This is a genomic window from Marinomonas sp. BSi20584 (assembly GCF_002792415.1).
Lineage (GTDB): Bacteria > Pseudomonadota > Gammaproteobacteria > Pseudomonadales > Marinomonadaceae > Marinomonas > Marinomonas polaris.
Genome location: NZ_KZ454877.1, coordinates 142,826 through 158,199, shown reverse-complemented (window position 1 = coordinate 158,199; position 15,374 = coordinate 142,826). Strand labels below are relative to the sequence as shown.

The following is a 15,374-nucleotide window of genomic DNA, read 5'->3' as shown; positions in this document are numbered from 1 at the left end:
CTTATCTTTCCCAATAAGCTTCCTCTAAGCTGTCTTCTCGTTCCGGTAACCCTCTGGATAAACGAGACGCGTTTTGGGCGAGTATTTCATAACTCACGCGGTTTGAATATTTGCAGATCTGTGCGAAAGAAGAATAGGCTAGAAATGGCGCTAAGTGTTTGCTGGAATTTGGAATAACTTCTTTGTGAAAATGATTGGCAGAAATATCATGCAGTAAAGCCGATAGCGCGCCATCACCAGCGCCATTGGTGTTGCGGATTTTCTCTGGACCACCCATATACGGGTCTATATGAGAAAAAACTTTCACCGGTTGTTTGCACGCTTTGCGCAACATTGGGCGACTAAATTCCCAGCGGTTAAAATCTGCCAAACTACCAGATTTTATTGGGTGTGTGGTTTCACGTCTTAGTTCATCATCAGTATGTCCGCATAAATACATGCCATCAGGGCCAGCGGTAAGCAGCACAATGTCTACATGGTCTAGAATTGCACTGGCGGCTTGTAATGGATCTGAGAAGCCCGTTAATGCTTCGGCTTCTAGTTCATTCATCGCTAGTACGTTGACGTATTTTTTAATCAGTTCGAGTAACTCTTCGCGATTATCTTCTACAAGGTGCTTGGTGCCTAATGTTAATACGGTTGGAACATGGTGCAGGCGAGCGTATTCCAAGGCTTTTAACATAGCTTGTTTAATCGGTTTGCCTTGGTGGCGCAATGGATAGGCGCATGTTACCAATGCTGCACTTCCTGCGATGATATGTTCGGGTATGTGATCGACGTCTAGTTCATCCATGTCACCGGGGGCGATAGCAAAAGTGCGTTCACCATCCGGTGTGATCAAGGTAATACCTCGGCCAATATCACCAGGTACGCCTTGTAAGTGATTCATATCGACTTTGCTGCTGGTATGGCAGATATAATGGTAAGCTGGTGACCCTAAAGTGATGTTGGCTGACATAACACCAAGTAGTACAGATTTGTCATCGGCTAATACAGAATAGTTATGAATGGTGTTGCCAATGGTGCCACCGGCAAAATGATCAGAGATACTATTTTGTGCTGTTAATTCGCTGTAAATAGCGGAGGCTGTATCAGCATCTACAAGATTAGATAAGCCTTTTTGGATTTTAAAGGTCTCTAAAAATTGATCAGAGACATTAGCGACTACGTCGACAATAGTTTCATCCAAACCAACAATGTAGGTGTCTTTATCGGGTCGAACTTCCGATGTCGGCAAAACGGGCTTTGGTTGTGAAACAGGAAAGTAATGTTTAAGTTTGCGTCTGCCGGGAAACTTCATATTGGTGCTCGTGGGTAAAATAATTAAGCGAGTTTAGCAAAGAATTGACCGGTCGGGCAGGATGAGTTGTAAGAAAGTAAGGTGAAAATGAACGAATCAGAGTTAGATCGTTATAGTCGTCAGTTATTATTAACCAATTTTGATATTCAAGGGCAACTCAACCTTGCTCAAGCGAAAGTCTTGGTCATTGGCTTGGGTGGATTGGGAAATATTGCTGCCACGTATTTGGCAACTTCCGGAGTTGGCTATTTGATTTTGGCTGACGGCGATCAATTAGAAAGCAGTAATTTGCCTCGCCAAGTGCTTTATGATGAAAGTCAGATTGGTTTAAACAAGGTTGATGCAGCGGCGAAACAAATCGCTCTTAAAAATCAAGCTGTCAAAGTGGAGGTTATCGCGCAAAAATTATCCGGCGATTCTCTATTAAACGCCGTAGAGCAAGCGGATGTGGTGTTGGACTGTACCGACAACTTTACTGCTAGACAAGCCATCAACCGAGCTTGTTTGTCATTAAAAAAACCATTAGTTAGTGCGGCAGCAATTCGTTGGGAAGGGCAGTTGGTGAGCTTTTTATATCATCAGCACTCAGCACCTTGTTACGAATGTTTATATCCGTCTTTGTCGGATCAGCAGTTAAGTTGTAATGAGAGTGGAATTGTCGCACCTGTTGTTGGCTTGTTAGGCGTCTATCAGGCACTTGAAGCCTTAAAGCTGGCAAGTGGCTGCGGAAAGGTCAAACATGGTGTATTAAGGCTGTTCGATGGTTTTGAAGGGGAGTGGCGTGAGATGCGTTTAACTCAAGATCCAGAGTGTTTGGCTTGTTCGCAGGAAGCTGGTGTGATGGTTAAAATTAGCCCTACGCTTGAAAACTCATAGATAGTCCCTATTTTAGTAATTAATATTTTTCTCTAAGAATTTCAGCTGATTTTCGTTAGAATCCACCACAGACTTTTTCGCCGACCATTTTTGTGTCAGGCAAGCATTCATTTACAGGAGCAATAACATGAGCGATGTTAAACACGCTAAATTAATGATTTTAGGTTCTGGCCCAGCGGGTTATACCGCGGCTGTTTATGCGGCTCGTGCGAACCTTAATCCTGTGATGATTACAGGTATGCAAATGGGTGGTCAGTTGACGACGACTACCGAAGTTGATAACTGGCCAGGTGATGATCAAGGCGTACAAGGTCCAGAATTGATGGAGCGTATGCGTAAGCATGCAGAGCGTTTTGAAACAGAAATCATTTTTGACCATGTCAATAAAGTAGATTTAAAAAACCGTCCATTTCGTTTGGAAGGTGACAGTGGTGTTTACACTTGCGATGCGTTGATTATTTCAACTGGTGCGAGTGCTCAGTACTTGGGTCTAGAGAGCGAAACGAAATTCATGGGCCAAGGCGTATCTGCTTGCGCAACTTGTGATGGTTTCTTCTACCGCAACCAAGATGTTGCTGTAATCGGTGGTGGTAATACAGCTGTTGAAGAAGCGCTTTACCTTTCTAACATTGCAAAAACGGTTACCGTTATTCACCGTCGTGACAAGTTCCGCTCTGAAAAAATTCTAGCGGACAAATTGATGGAAAAAGCGAAAAACGGCAATGTGAAAATCGAATGGCATTCTGAGCTAGACGAAGTGCTAGGCGATAGTGCAGGTGTAACTGGTGTTCGTATCAAAAATAGTCAAACAGGCGAGACAAAAGAATTGGCTGTTGCTGGTTTGTTTGTTGCGATTGGTCATAAGCCAAATACAGATATCTTCCAAGGTCAGCTTGAAATGAAAGATGGCTACTTAAAAGTGCAATCTGGTACGCACGGTAACGCGACGCAAACTAGCGTTGAAGGTGTTTTTGCTGCGGGTGATGTGTCTGACCATATTTACCGTCAAGCAATCACATCAGCGGGTACTGGTTGTATGGCGGCGTTGGATGCGGAACGTTTTCTTGATTCTCAAGAGTGAGCAAGTTAGGAATGAGGTGGTATGTTCAATACGTTGTACATAAGCCTTAAACTTTGTTGAATTAGTGTCATAAACAAAAAAAACCGATTCTAGGATCGGTTTTTTTATGCCTATGGTAATTCGTGTTAAACGAATTACTGAGCGTTGTAAGCTTCGATGCCTTCAACGATGGCTTTTTTCGCTTCTTCTGCGTTCGCCCAGCCTTCTACTTTTACCCACTTACCTTTTTCAAGAGTTTTGTAGTTTTCGAAGAAATGTTCGATTTGATCACGTAGCAATTGTGGAATGTCGTTCACATCTTGGATATGACCGTATTCTTTACTTAGTTTTTCGTGAGGAACGGCAACCAATTTAGCGTCCATACCCGCTTCGTCAGACATGTTCAGTACGCCAACCGGACGGCAGCGAATAACAGAACCTGGTACAACTGGGTAAGGCGTAATAACCAATACGTCAACTGGGTCACCGTCATCAGCTAAAGTGTTGTTTACGTAACCGTAGTTTGCAGGGTAAAACATAGGAGCCGTCATGAAGCGGTCAACAACAAGCGCGTCCATGTCTTTATCAACTTCGTATTTTACTGGGTTCGCTTGTGCTGGAATTTCGATGATAACGTTGATGTCGTTTGGTGCATCTTTGCCGGCAGGTATTTTGCTATAGCTCATTATTATTTCTTCCAATGTATTAAATATGGGCGATATTATAAAAGCTAGACAGCTTCTATGCTAGTTGTGGAACGCATCCTTTCGTAATATTCGCTATTCAGATCGAATTAAATGAGTAAAAATAGCCTTAAAATGCGTTAACTTATTGCTTTCTTTCTGAATTTAGCTAGTCTTACACAGTGATCAAATTATAGTCGCGAGGACAGTAATGACAAAATCTGAGCTGATAGAGCTGCTAATCGATCAGCAATCCCATTTACCAGTAAAAGATGTTGAGCAAGCAATCAAAGCAATGCTTGAACATATGTCTGATTCTTTGGCAAATGGTGAGCGCATTGAGATACGAGGCTTTGGTAGTTTTTCTCTACATTATCGAGCACCTAGAATAGGCCGAAACCCTAAAACTGGGGAGTCTGTTGAGTTAAGCGCGAAATATGTACCTCATTTTAAACCAGGTAAAGAGTTGAGAGAGTTAGTCAACCTACCTGAAGACAATGAGATCAACGAACTTAACTAATTTACGTCTTATGCCTCGAAATCTATGAGCTATCACGGCATAATAACGCCATTCTATTTTTGGTAGGTTGTTTTATGCTTAAATGGCTGAAAAGAGTTACTTATACAGTACTCATTGTTTTCTTTCTCGCCGTGGGTGTGTTTTTTGCCATCCGTAATCCACAACTTATTCCCCTTGATCTTGTTTTTTGGCAAGGTCCCGAACTAAGCGTCGCTCTTTATGTCATTTTATCTTTTACCGTAGGAGCTTGTGTGGCTCTTTTAGTCAGCTCTATTGCGTATTTGCGTAGTGAACGCCAGATTAGGGTGTTGACTCGTAAATACGAAAAAGCACGAGATGAAGTGGATGCCTTGCGTAAAGCCTCTATTGCTAAAGAGCTTTCTGTTGGGAAGGAGTAATTGAGTTGACCGAAATTGGGTTGTTTTTGGTTCTTTTTGTCGCGCTCTTCGTTGGCTGGGCAATGGGGCGTAAAAATCCGACCAAGAAAAATAAGCAGGTTAAGAAAAATATTCCGACGGATTATTTTCGTGGCCTCAATCATTTACTTAACGATCAACACTCAGAGGCTATTGATGCTTTTGTTGATTCCTTAGAAGTTAACTCTGATACTTTTGATATTCATCTCACACTAGGCAATTTATTTCGTAAAAAAGGCGAAATACAAAAAGCGATTAACATCCATCAAAACTTACTCGCTCGCCCCGAAATATCCCAGCGTGAAATGCGTATGGTGCAATTGGAATTGGCCAGTGACTTTATGTCGGCAGGTTTGTTGGATAGAGCGGGTCGCCTGTTATTAAATATGGCGTCCACATCACGAAAAAGTGAGTTTCAACCTAAAATACTTACCTTGCTCGTGGATCTTTATGAATTTGAGCAAAGCTGGGATAAGGCTATTCAAATCGGTTCTGAATTGATAAAAGAAACGCCAACCAAAAAAGAGATTAAGCGCTTGGCACATTTTCATTGTGAAATGGCGCAAGAACTCCAAAAGAAAGAGCAATGGAAGCAGGCCTTCCAGCATTATAAAGATGCTTTAGATGTAGATTCTAGTTGTGTTCGAGCGAGTATTGGCGCTGCCGATGTATTAAATAGTCAGGGCCGTTATCGTGATGCGATTAAAGAGCTAAAGCATGCTGCGGAGCAAGATCCAGAATTCATTTCAATCATTATCCCCAAGTTAAAAGAGTGTTATCAAAAGGTATGGGGTAGTGGTGGATATATTAAATTTCTACAAGAACAGAACCAGAAAAAACCTTCTACAGCGTTAATTATGGCACTTGTTCAGCATTATATGGAAACCGATAAAGACTACGCCGAAATGTTTTTGGTTGAGCAGTTAAGGCAGCACCCAACAATTAAAGGCTTCAAAGAGCTAATTAGCTTGCAGCTTGCTGATTCTCAAGGATACAACCAGCAACATCTGGTGGTTCTATTTGAGCTTATTGATCAGCTGGTTCAAGCGAAACACAAATATCAATGCCGTCAGTGCGGCTTTCCAGGCCATCAATTGCATTGGCAGTGTCCAAGTTGTAAAAATTGGGGTGTGGTGAAGCCGATTCATGGATTGGAAGGCGAATAAAACCACCAGAGCATTGTGACACTTATAAACGATAGAAACTGAAAGAAAGAGGACACTGAATGAGCTGCCAATCCCCTATAGTGGTTGCCCTAGATTATCCAACCATGGCGCAATCTATTGAGATGGCCAAACGACTTGACCCTGAACAATGTCGAGTTAAAGTCGGCAAAGAGCTATTTACAACAGCTGGTCCTGTGATTTTGGATGAACTGCATAAATTAGGATTCGAGATTTTTCTAGATCTTAAATTTCATGATATTCCCAATACGGTTGCCAATGCTGTTAGTGTGGCGGCAAGGGCTGGTGTTTGGATGGTAAACGTACATGCCTCTGGTGGTCGCCGAATGATGGAGGCCTCTGCTAATGCGTTACAACAACTGCCTGATAATAAAACCTTGCTGATCGCGGTGACGGTACTGACCAGTATGGATCAAAGCGACCTTATAGAAATAGGTATAGATGCAACCCCTGAGCAACATGTAAAACGTCTTGCTGCATTAGCAAAATCATCAGGAATGGATGGTGTGGTTTGCTCTGCACAAGAATCCAGTATGTTGTCAGCAGATCTAGGTAAAGACTTTGTTTTAGTAACTCCAGGTATTCGTCCTGCTGGTTCTGATCAAGGCGATCAGAAACGGATCATGACACCAGCTGAAGCAATGGCAGCTGGTAGTCATTACCTTGTAATGGGGCGTCCTATTACACAGGCGAATGATCCTATTGCGGTATTAACTCAGGCAAATGCTGATTTGGGCTTGATGACATAAATTGCTCGCCTTGAGCCTTGAAGTCTGGTTAAAAACCTTTTACTCTAAAACCACTTACTTGTTTCAGCTCTTGTTGACGCAGTAAGTGGTTTTTTATTGGCAAGATGCCATCTTCTGTTTTTAAAAGAATTTGAAAAGGATTTTTCTATGACGAATTTCAAACGTATTTTGTGTGTTTGTGCTGCTCGCTCACTTCTTGTTATCTCTCTGGCTTTTATGCCTTTCTCGCTTTTCGCTGCAACCCCTTTGGATATAAATACCGCAACTGCTACCCAGTTTTCTGCGGTGATGTCTGGTGTTGGGATTAAAAAAGCGGAGGCAATTATTGCTTATCGTGAGGCTAATGGCGGCTTTGATTCCGTTGATCAATTAGCTCAGGTTAAAGGTATTGGTGATGCGCTTTTGGCCCGCAATAGGGATTTACTTCAAGTCGTGGCAACCGGTGAAAATTCGAAAAATTAGCTTTATTTAGATAACTGAAAACAAGCGGATTATGCGTCCGCTTGTTTTATTGTTAAGGCTTTAATGGCTTGATGTTGGGTTAAAAAGACTTGTCCACTCAGGTTTTCTATTAGGCTAGAGTCCGTTAGCTTATCCATTACGGGGCCTTTAATTTCTGAAAAATGCAGCATGACGCCAGCGGATTTCAATCTATCGTCAATGGTTTCTAAACTATCTAATGCACTGGCATCTATCATATTGACTGCGTTGCACATCAGAATGAGATGTTTGGTGTCTTTATGTCTTGATATTAGCGTCAACACGTAATCTTCTAGCACTCGGGCGTTGGCAAAGAAGAGGTTTTCATCAATTCGAATGGTGACTATTTCTGGGTCTGTTTCGACATCAAAGCGATTCACATTACGAAAGTGTTCTGTTCCTGGAAGGCGACCAACCACGGCAATATGTGGATGGCTAGTGTGCCAAAGAAAGAACAAGAGTGATAACGAAACCCCAACGATTATTCCTGTTTCCATACCAATAAATAGTACGACAAAGAAGGTTGCTAACAAGCCGAGTGCTTCTTGTTTAGAGAAACGATAGAGTCTTAAGAAGTCTTTAAAATCGATAAGCTGCAAAATAGAGATAGTAATGCTGCTTGCTAATACCGCTGTTGGAAGATAGTAAAAAAGCGGTGTAAAAAATAGCAAAGTTATAAGCATTAATAATCCGGTTAATATGCCTGTCATTGGGGTTTTCGCTCCGGCACTGACATTGACCACCGACCTTGAAAACCCACCTGTTACTGGGAAAGAGGCACTAAATGCTGCGGCTAAGTTCGCCAACCCCAATCCGACCAGCTCTTGGTTTGGATTAATATCTTGTTTACGCTTTGCCGCAAAAGATTGAGCAACAGAAACAGACCCAACGAAGCCCACAATGCTGATTAGAAAAGCCCCCGGTAACAGATCAATCATGGTATCTAAAGTAAAATTTTCAAAAGGTATCGTGGGTAAACTATTGCTTATATCGCCAACGATTTTGATACCGATTGAGTCTAGAGAAAATACTGCAACGCAGCTTGTTGTTGCAAGGACAACGATTACAGGGCCTGCTTTGCCCAACATGCTAGCGGTATTTTTCGCTAACCCAAGTTTGCTAAGAACAGGTGTTAAATAGCGTTTTAGTAGTATTAAAAGAGTGATGGAAATCGCACTTAAAATGACAGTGGGTAGATTGATGTCTTTGCTATGCAGCATCATACTTTTCGCTAGCTCGATTAGATTGTTGCCATGGGCTTGAACACCAATTAAGTGCTTGAACTGGCCAACAGCAATTAAAATTGCAGAAGCACTAATAAAACCGGAAATAACCGGATGACTTAATAAGTTAGATAGAAAGCCCATTTTTAACAGGCTCATCAAAATCAAAAAAACACCGGATAGAAACGCCAACATCATTGCGATAGCTGCATAATTTTCACTTCCAGGTAGTGCGAATGGCATTGCGATGGTCGCGGTCATCATTGAGGTAATGGCGACTGGGCCAACAGCAAGTGTGCGGCTAGTTCCAAAAAGGGAGTACAAAATAGCAGGAATGATTCCTGCGTAGAGGCCAACCACGGCGGGTAGCCCTGCAAGCAAGGCGTAACCCATGCTTTGTGGAATTAACAAAATGGTGGCTATCAAACTGGCCATCGCATCTGTTTGCATGTCTTCTCGTGAATAGCCTTTAAGCCAAGCCATTGCTGGAAAGTATTTTTCCAATTTAGTCATTTTACTCGCTTAAAAATATTTTGGTTGAGTGCTTTGTAATCATGACACATAAAAATGCATGCCTAATTCCCTAGTGCTAATATTTTTGAATGAATTGGTTTAGGTTATAAGAATATTTCATTATGTTATATATGGTGGCGAAATTGGTAAAGTCTAATCTTGATAGTTTTCTTCTTTGAGATAGATATTGCTGGAATCAAACTGTTATGAGTGATTGAAATACCAGACGTCTCTAGCAAAATTTGGTAATCTATTAAGTCGATTGTAAAGCTAAGGGAAAATATCCGTGTCGCAAGAGTTTCAGGTTGTTTCATCTTATTCACCCGCAGGCGATCAGCCAAAAGCCATAGAGAAACTTGTTCGTGGTGTCGAAGCGGGCTTGGCTCACCAAACATTACTTGGGGTAACAGGCTCAGGTAAAACGTACACTATTGCCAATGTCATCTCACAAGTGAAACGCCCAACCATTGTCATGGCTCACAACAAGACCTTGGCGGCACAGCTTTACGGCGAATTCAAAGAATTCTTTCCCAATAACGCCGTTGAATATTTTGTTTCTTACTACGATTATTACCAGCCAGAAGCGTATGTGGCTGCGTCTGATACCTTTATTGAGAAAGACGCATCAGTCAACGAACACATAGAGCAAATGCGACTGTCGGCGACTAAAGCCTTGCTAGAGCGTGAAGACGTTATTATTGTTGCTACGGTTTCGGCGATATATGGTCTGGGCGATCCGCAATCTTATTTAAAAATGATGTTGCACCTTGATCGTGGTGATCGCATTGATCAGCGTGATGTGTTGCGTCGTTTGGCTGAGCTGCAATATAGCCGCAACGATTTGGTATTAGAGCGCGGTAATTTCCGTGTTCGTGGCGATGTTATCGAAGTGTTTCCTGCGGACTCTGAAGACACCGCGATTCGCATCGAACTATTTGATGACGAAGTCGAAACCTTATCGATGATTGACCCGTTAACTAACAAAACCATTCGCAAAGTTCCCCGTGTGACGATTTATCCGAAAACTCACTATGTGACACCAAAAGAAACCGTACAAGCAGCAATTGAACGTATTAAAGTGGAATTGGATCAGCGTCTTGAGCAGCTTAAATCGCTTAATAAGTTGGTAGAAATGCAACGCCTTGATCAGCGTACGCGATATGATTTAGAAATGATGCAGGAGCTGGGCTACTGCAACGGCATAGAAAACTACTCGCGTTATTTGTCTGGTCGTGAAGAGGGCTCACCACCGCCAACTTTATTCGATTACCTGCCAGCCAATGCTTTGTTAGTTATCGACGAATCTCACGTTACAGTGTCGCAGATCGGCGCCATGTACAAAGGCGATAGGTCTCGTAAAGAGAACCTTGTCGAGTATGGCTTCCGTTTGCCTTCTGCTCTTGATAATCGTCCTATGAGATTTGAAGAATGGGAACAGATTAAACCGCAGACTATTTTTGTGTCAGCAACACCGGGAAAATACGAAGCAGAGCATCAAGACTGGGTGGTAGAGCAAATTGTTCGCCCTACAGGCTTGATAGACCCTATTCTAGAAGTTCGACCTGTGGCAACTCAGGTGGACGATTTGTTGTCTGAAATTAATCTAAGAACGCCGATTGGTGAGCGTATTTTGGTAACCACTTTAACCAAGCGGATGGCGGAAGATTTAAGTGACTATTTAAGTGATCATGGTGTCCGTGTGCGTTATCTGCATTCTGATATCGACACCGTCGAACGAGTAGAGATCATTCGAGATTTACGTTTGGGTGAGTTTGATGTGTTAGTTGGGATCAACTTGCTGCGAGAAGGTTTGGACATTCCAGAAGTTAGCCTTGTGGCGATTCTTGACGCCGATAAAGAAGGCTTCTTGCGCTCGGAAAAATCGCTTATTCAAACTATTGGTCGTGCTGCTCGTAACGTTAATGGCAAAGCGATTTTGTACGCCGATCGTATTACTGGATCCATGGAGAGGGCGATCAGCGAAACGGATCGTCGCCGTGAAAAGCAAAAAGCCCATAACGAAGAGCATGGCATTACGCCTGTAGGTATTACCAAATCCGTGGAAGACATCATGGAAGGTGCTTATAACCCTGGTGCTGGTAAACGTGGCAACAAAACCAAGAAAGTGGCTGAGACAGCAAAAGATTATCAAGTGGAAAGCATGGAAGACGTGGCACAAGTGCGTAAAGCTATGATCCAACTGCAAAAAGAAATGATGCTAGCTTCGGAAGAGTTGAAATTCGAATTAGCGGCGGGTTACCGGGATCAGATTCGCCAGCTTCAACGAAAATTAAAAGACGTTGGCGAATCATAAAATAACAGAGGAGTCTTAAATGGCCATAACTCTTAGAAATTACAATATTATCCGCGTTATCGACAACGGCGTCATAGTCAACTGCACCGTAATTGAGATGTGCTACGACTATGCGCTTGTGCGATTTAAAGACAAAAAATACAAAGTGCCTTATGGCTTAATTGACGAAGTGATTGGCCACGAACTGCTTGTTCCTGTCAGTGAATAATAGTTTTAAAACAAAGACTTCAAAAAATACCAACGAGGGCTTGTCAAAAGCAAACCTCTGCGTATAATAGCCAACACTTTTTAGGACTATAGCTCAGTTGGTTAGAGCGCTACCTTGACATGGTAGAGGTCAGCAGTTCGAATCTGCTTAGTCCTACCACCTAATTTAGTAAAAAAAATCAAGGGCTTACGTTAATTCGTAAGCCCTTTTTTTGTATTCTTTTTCCGTATATTTTCCTTAAATTTTCTAAACCTTTCTTTTTTTCTTGGCTTTTATGGGGCTTTTGGCTTGTTTTGTGTGCTTGAAAAGTTGTCGTTATTGCTGTCATTTTCGTGCAGGCATAAAAAAAGAGAGCGGTTAGCTCTCTTCTTCGTCGATTAGTTTGGCGAGTTCTCGCGGTATTCGTTGGTCTTTCCAGTTGATGTTTGTCATGTCTATTTTAGTCACATCTAACCCTGCGGCCACTTGTAGGGCTTCTTTTTGTTCGTGGCCGTCTATGTAGTGGTTTGTCATGTCTTCGGTAGCATGGCCAGCCAGTGCCATGATGTATTTTTTGGATAACCGGATTTAAAGTAGAACTATATACGCTCTTCGCCATGTATAAACGGTTTCTCTGCAAATCCCAAAATGACGACATGTCTTCGATATATTGCCAGTTTCTTCTGTATAATTTAGCATTTTTAATTCCACTAAAATATCTTGTTGAGCTTTACGATCCATAAGAATGCACCTCGATCATTATTTAAACAGCTTAGACTTTCTATTTAAGTCGAGGCTTTCATAGATAGGTTGGCAATACCTATTGGTGACGTGTTTGATAAACCAATCTTTTTTTATCGCTCGGTAGTCCCTATGCCCGAATGTGTTCATGGCATTCAACGTTAGATGTTTTCGCCCATTCTGCAATCTTAGCACTAGAAAGCTTACTCGCAGAATTTCTTTTATCTATAATGGTTTTGACTATTTCAACATAGCTTTTATCCATTACATAGCTCATCTAGAGCAACTGCAGTAACCTCTACGTTAAACCCTAATGCCTTTAATGTGCGTTTTATATTTTTCTTCATCTTTTATCAACAGTCGTCTCACGCTTAGCCCCAATCGACAGGTTAGAATAATTTTATCTCGTATGCTCAGAGCAAACTAATCATTGAGATTTTTCTGTTAAAAATGTCAGAAAGCAATTTTCAACTGTATTTCGAACACAAAAAATCCCCGTAAAAACTTGGTTTTATCTTGTTTAATATGGATAAAATTTTCCACTGTTAAACGTTTAACAAAATACTTGCCTATTATTATATTTCTTTGCTAGTCTTATTGCTGTTAAACGTTTAACTATAAATACAAAAAAGGTACGTTTGCAATGAGAAAGCCTTCCATCCGTGAAGTCGCTAAATTAGCTGAAGTGTCGACAGCTACCGTTTCTAATGTCTTTTCAGGCAAGAAACCAGTTAATGACGACCTTAAAAAGAGAGTGCGCTTAGCCGCGACTCAGCTTGGCTATGAAGTCGACCGCGCTGCTTCCCAATTACGTTCACAACGAAATAAAGTTGTAACGGTTTTGGTGCCAAATATCACAGATACGTTTTTTGCTACCATTGTCTCCCACCTTGAAAACCTTGCTTTTGAACATGGTTACGACGTTATTGTTGCGAGTTCCCACGACCGTATCGATGTAGAAACATCACGCATTAAAGCGCTGATGAGCTGGCGGCCTGCTGGCATGATCGCTATTCCATGTTCTGGGCAGTTGTCCGAATCACTACTAAACCTAAAGAATATTTGTCCAACCGTATTAATTGACCGTGTTTCTGTCCATGCCACGCCTTTCGATACAGTAACGATTGATAATCGAGCCGCTGGCGATCTAGCTTGTCAACATTTGGCAAATGCTGGACATGAAAACATCCTTATTGCTGCTTCCAATTTATCCTTTCCGCCGATCCGTGAACGTGTCGAAGGCGCTTTTTTAGCAATGGGAAGATCCCAGCTAACAAAGCCTAACGTGATTGAATTAGGGTCTGAATTAGAAGAAGGAGCAGTAAAGATTACCAATTGGTTAAAACATAATCCTCAACCTACCGCAATATTTGCATTAACCAACGTGACCACGCTTAGCACGCTCACAGCCCTTGCTGAATGCAATATTAAAGTAGGTCAAGACATATCGTTGGTGGCTTTCGATGATTACGCTTGGATGTCTGCACGAAGCACTAGCCTTACGGCAATACGTCAGCCTGTAGAAGAAGTCGCTGCAAGTGCTTGGAGTAAATTACTCGAGCGCATTGATTCGGACAGAAAAAACATTGATCCAAATGCTACTGTTCTTGATGCAACCCTGATTGAGCGTCATTCAGTAAAAAGCATTATGAAGCAGATTTAAGATATCTAAAGAAAGAGAGTGATCGGGTTCCGATCATTTTAAATATAACCACTGAAACTTGAATGAGGAGGCCAAGATGCAGAATTAATCTGAGAGAAATAGAGCCGGTAATACTGACGTTTTACCAAAACAAATTAACCCTACATCTTAGCTAAGGTTAGCGATCAATTACGATGTCTAACCGACTTACATGACTGTTGGAGCAGTGATGCAAGACGGGTTTAGTGTATTACATCTGAGTTTGTTTAACCAATAGAGTAAGAGTGAGGAGCAAAGCATTAGCCACTATTTGGCTGATGTGGGTGATTTTCGCCTAAAATTATTGATCGGAGTGTAAGTAATGAAATCTATAGCAACAAAAATAATCGGTTTTACTACGCTTGCCGTTACTTTCGGAACGTTTGCAGCGCAATCTCAAGCGGCATCGACAGTAGCGTTTTTGATGCCAGATCAGGCATCTACTCGATACGAAGAACATGACTTCCCGGGCTTTAAGGCCGCAATGAATAAGCTATGTGCTGATTGTAAATTGATCTATCAAAATGCAAATGGTGACGTGTCTTTGCAACAGCAACAATTTAACTCAGTCATTACACAAGGCGCAAAAGTTATTGTGTTGGACCCAGTAGATTCCAGTGCAGCTGCTTCTCTAGTGAATTTAGCACAAAGCCAAGGCGTGAAAGTCATTGCCTATGACCGTCCTATTCCAGGTAAAGCTGCTGATTTTTATGTGTCTTTTGACAACAAAGGTATAGGCAAAGCCATTGCAGAAAGCCTAGTTAAGCATTTAGAGAAGATGGGGGTGCCAAAGGATAAAGGTGGCATTCTACAGATTAATGGCTCTCCGACTGATGCAGCAGCTGGTTTGATCCGAGATGGTATTGACGAAGGTTTGGATAATAGCGGATACACCACAATAGCAGAATACGATACGCCAGATTGGGCGCCACCAAAGGCTCAAACATGGGCAAATGGACAAATCGCACGATTTGGTTCGAATATTTTAGGTGTTGTTGCTGCTAATGACGGTACTGGCGGTGGTGCTATTGCCGCATTGAAGGCGGCAGGTGTGAACCCTCTTCCTCCTGTTACTGGGAATGATGCCACTATCGCAGCATTACAGCTGATTATTGCGGGCGACCAATATAATACTATTTCGAAGCCTTCTGAAATCGTTGCTGCCGCTGCGGCGAACGTGGCCGTGCAAATGTTAAATGGTGTTAAGCCAATGGCAAAAACAACGCTGTATAACACACCATCTGAGTTGTTTGTTCCAGAGGTTGTGACTCGTGAAAATATCAAAGAAATTGTCTTTGATAGTGGCGTTACCTTCGCTGGTGATGTGTGTACTGGCCGATATTTGGCTGGCTGTATTGAGCTTGGTATCTGGCGCTAATTTAGCATTGATTATTATACGCTCCGCCACTCAGCTCCTCTGAGTGGCGTCTTTCCTAACTTATATTTA

Annotated in this window: 16 protein-coding genes and 1 tRNA gene; 12 read left to right on the top strand and 5 right to left on the bottom strand. The window is 42.1% G+C overall.

Annotated features, from left to right (window positions below; genetic code table 11):
* Position 1: 1 nt before the first annotated feature.
* Positions 2–1,300: an inosine/guanosine kinase gene (locus tag TY87_RS10450; protein ID WP_100187040.1), complete on the bottom strand. Its 1,299-nt coding sequence runs from the start codon at positions 1,298–1,300 to the stop codon at positions 2–4.
* A gap of 87 nt (positions 1,301–1,387) precedes the next feature.
* Between TY87_RS10450 and TY87_RS10445 the strand changes: the two genes are divergently transcribed.
* Both TY87_RS10445 and trxB read left to right on the top strand, forming a co-directional pair.
* On the top strand, positions 1,388–2,176 hold the full coding sequence (locus TY87_RS10445) for a HesA/MoeB/ThiF family protein (protein ID WP_100187039.1): 789 nt from the start codon (positions 1,388–1,390) through the stop codon (positions 2,174–2,176).
* 127 nt (positions 2,177–2,303) lie between these two features.
* Complete coding sequence (trxB, locus tag TY87_RS10440; RefSeq protein ID WP_072841201.1) at positions 2,304–3,257, top strand: thioredoxin-disulfide reductase; 954 nt, start codon at positions 2,304–2,306, stop codon at positions 3,255–3,257.
* Between the two features lie 134 nt (positions 3,258–3,391).
* Here the strand turns inward: trxB and ppa are convergent, their stop codons facing one another.
* Positions 3,392–3,922 (bottom strand): inorganic diphosphatase, encoded by a 531-nt coding sequence (gene ppa / locus TY87_RS10435; RefSeq protein ID WP_072841202.1) that lies wholly within the window; start codon positions 3,920–3,922, stop codon positions 3,392–3,394.
* Positions 3,923–4,130: 208 nt separating this feature from the next.
* Here ppa and ihfB point away from each other — a divergent pair, with 208 nt between their 5' ends.
* From ihfB to TY87_RS10410, 5 genes are all read left to right on the top strand, one after another.
* Positions 4,131–4,439, top strand: a complete 309-nt coding sequence (gene ihfB, locus TY87_RS10430) for an integration host factor subunit beta (protein ID WP_072841203.1) — start codon at positions 4,131–4,133, stop codon at positions 4,437–4,439.
* A 74-nt stretch (positions 4,440–4,513) separates the two neighbouring features.
* Complete coding sequence (locus TY87_RS10425) at positions 4,514–4,837, top strand: lipopolysaccharide assembly protein LapA domain-containing protein (protein WP_072841204.1); 324 nt, start codon at positions 4,514–4,516, stop codon at positions 4,835–4,837.
* A 5-nt stretch (positions 4,838–4,842) separates the two neighbouring features.
* Positions 4,843–6,021 (top strand): lipopolysaccharide assembly protein LapB, encoded by a 1,179-nt coding sequence (gene lapB / locus TY87_RS10420; protein ID WP_072841205.1) that lies wholly within the window; start codon positions 4,843–4,845, stop codon positions 6,019–6,021.
* Between the two features lie 59 nt (positions 6,022–6,080).
* Positions 6,081–6,788 carry an orotidine-5'-phosphate decarboxylase gene (gene pyrF / locus TY87_RS10415; protein WP_100187038.1) on the top strand — a complete coding sequence of 236 codons (708 nt, stop codon included), beginning with the start codon at positions 6,081–6,083 and terminating at the stop codon, positions 6,786–6,788.
* Between the two features lie 147 nt (positions 6,789–6,935).
* Positions 6,936–7,250 carry a ComEA family DNA-binding protein gene (locus tag TY87_RS10410; protein ID WP_100187037.1) on the top strand — a complete coding sequence of 105 codons (315 nt, stop codon included), beginning with the start codon at positions 6,936–6,938 and terminating at the stop codon, positions 7,248–7,250.
* 29 nt (positions 7,251–7,279) lie between these two features.
* Here TY87_RS10410 and TY87_RS10405 read toward each other — a convergent pair whose 3' ends face one another.
* The gene (locus TY87_RS10405; RefSeq protein WP_100187036.1) at positions 7,280–9,004 is read right to left on the bottom strand and encodes a SulP family inorganic anion transporter; all 1,725 of its coding nucleotides are present in this window, start codon (positions 9,002–9,004) and stop codon (positions 7,280–7,282) included.
* A gap of 286 nt (positions 9,005–9,290) precedes the next feature.
* On the opposite strand from TY87_RS10405, the gene uvrB reads away from it, so the two are divergent.
* From uvrB to TY87_RS10390, 3 genes are all read left to right on the top strand, one after another.
* The gene (gene uvrB / locus TY87_RS10400) at positions 9,291–11,318 is read left to right on the top strand and encodes an excinuclease ABC subunit UvrB (protein WP_072841209.1); all 2,028 of its coding nucleotides are present in this window, start codon (positions 9,291–9,293) and stop codon (positions 11,316–11,318) included.
* Between the two features lie 19 nt (positions 11,319–11,337).
* Positions 11,338–11,526 (top strand): hypothetical protein, encoded by a 189-nt coding sequence (locus TY87_RS10395; RefSeq protein WP_072841210.1) that lies wholly within the window; start codon positions 11,338–11,340, stop codon positions 11,524–11,526.
* A gap of 82 nt (positions 11,527–11,608) precedes the next feature.
* A tRNA-Val gene (locus TY87_RS10390) sits at positions 11,609–11,685 on the top strand.
* Between the two features lie 198 nt (positions 11,686–11,883).
* Here the strand turns inward: TY87_RS10390 and TY87_RS10385 are convergent.
* Together TY87_RS10385 and TY87_RS23000 are read right to left on the bottom strand one after the other, a co-directional pair.
* Entirely contained in the window at positions 11,884–12,069 is a 186-nt protein-coding gene (locus tag TY87_RS10385) for a hypothetical protein (RefSeq protein WP_100187035.1), read from the bottom strand.
* A gap of 24 nt (positions 12,070–12,093) precedes the next feature.
* The gene (locus tag TY87_RS23000) at positions 12,094–12,204 is read right to left on the bottom strand and encodes a helix-turn-helix domain-containing protein (protein ID WP_442919209.1); all 111 of its coding nucleotides are present in this window, start codon (positions 12,202–12,204) and stop codon (positions 12,094–12,096) included.
* Positions 12,205–12,889: 685 nt separating this feature from the next.
* On the opposite strand from TY87_RS23000, the gene TY87_RS10375 reads away from it, so the two are divergent.
* Together TY87_RS10375 and TY87_RS10370 are read left to right on the top strand one after the other, a co-directional pair.
* Positions 12,890–13,909, top strand: coding sequence for a LacI family DNA-binding transcriptional regulator (locus TY87_RS10375; protein ID WP_100187033.1), 1,020 nt, complete (start codon positions 12,890–12,892; stop codon positions 13,907–13,909).
* Between the two features lie 340 nt (positions 13,910–14,249).
* The gene (locus TY87_RS10370) at positions 14,250–15,305 is read left to right on the top strand and encodes an ABC transporter substrate-binding protein (protein WP_100187032.1); all 1,056 of its coding nucleotides are present in this window, start codon (positions 14,250–14,252) and stop codon (positions 15,303–15,305) included.
* Positions 15,306–15,374 lie beyond the last annotated feature (69 nt).

Excerpts from the sequence above, each read along its gene's own strand:
- trxB (WP_072841201.1), top strand. The coding sequence starts at position 2,304 with ATGAGCGATGTTAAACACGCTAAATTAATGATTTTAGGTTCTGGCCCA.
- TY87_RS10445 (WP_100187039.1), top strand. The coding sequence starts at position 1,388 with ATGAACGAATCAGAGTTAGATCGTTATAGTCGTCAGTTATTATTAACC.
- TY87_RS23000 (WP_442919209.1), bottom strand. The coding sequence starts at position 12,204 with ATGCTAAATTATACAGAAGAAACTGGCAATATATCGAAGACATGTCGT.
- TY87_RS10375 (WP_100187033.1), top strand. The coding sequence starts at position 12,890 with ATGAGAAAGCCTTCCATCCGTGAAGTCGCTAAATTAGCTGAAGTGTCG.
- TY87_RS10405 (WP_100187036.1), bottom strand. The coding sequence starts at position 9,004 with ATGACTAAATTGGAAAAATACTTTCCAGCAATGGCTTGGCTTAAAGGC.
- TY87_RS10410 (WP_100187037.1), top strand. The coding sequence starts at position 6,936 with ATGACGAATTTCAAACGTATTTTGTGTGTTTGTGCTGCTCGCTCACTT.
- pyrF (WP_100187038.1), top strand. The coding sequence starts at position 6,081 with ATGAGCTGCCAATCCCCTATAGTGGTTGCCCTAGATTATCCAACCATG.
- ppa (WP_072841202.1), bottom strand. The coding sequence starts at position 3,922 with ATGAGCTATAGCAAAATACCTGCCGGCAAAGATGCACCAAACGACATC.
- TY87_RS10385 (WP_100187035.1), bottom strand. The coding sequence starts at position 12,069 with ATGGCACTGGCTGGCCATGCTACCGAAGACATGACAAACCACTACATA.
- TY87_RS10370 (WP_100187032.1), top strand. The coding sequence starts at position 14,250 with ATGAAATCTATAGCAACAAAAATAATCGGTTTTACTACGCTTGCCGTT.
- TY87_RS10450 (WP_100187040.1), bottom strand. The coding sequence starts at position 1,300 with ATGAAGTTTCCCGGCAGACGCAAACTTAAACATTACTTTCCTGTTTCA.
- ihfB (WP_072841203.1), top strand. The coding sequence starts at position 4,131 with ATGACAAAATCTGAGCTGATAGAGCTGCTAATCGATCAGCAATCCCAT.
- TY87_RS10395 (WP_072841210.1), top strand. The coding sequence starts at position 11,338 with ATGGCCATAACTCTTAGAAATTACAATATTATCCGCGTTATCGACAAC.
- TY87_RS10425 (WP_072841204.1), top strand. The coding sequence starts at position 4,514 with ATGCTTAAATGGCTGAAAAGAGTTACTTATACAGTACTCATTGTTTTC.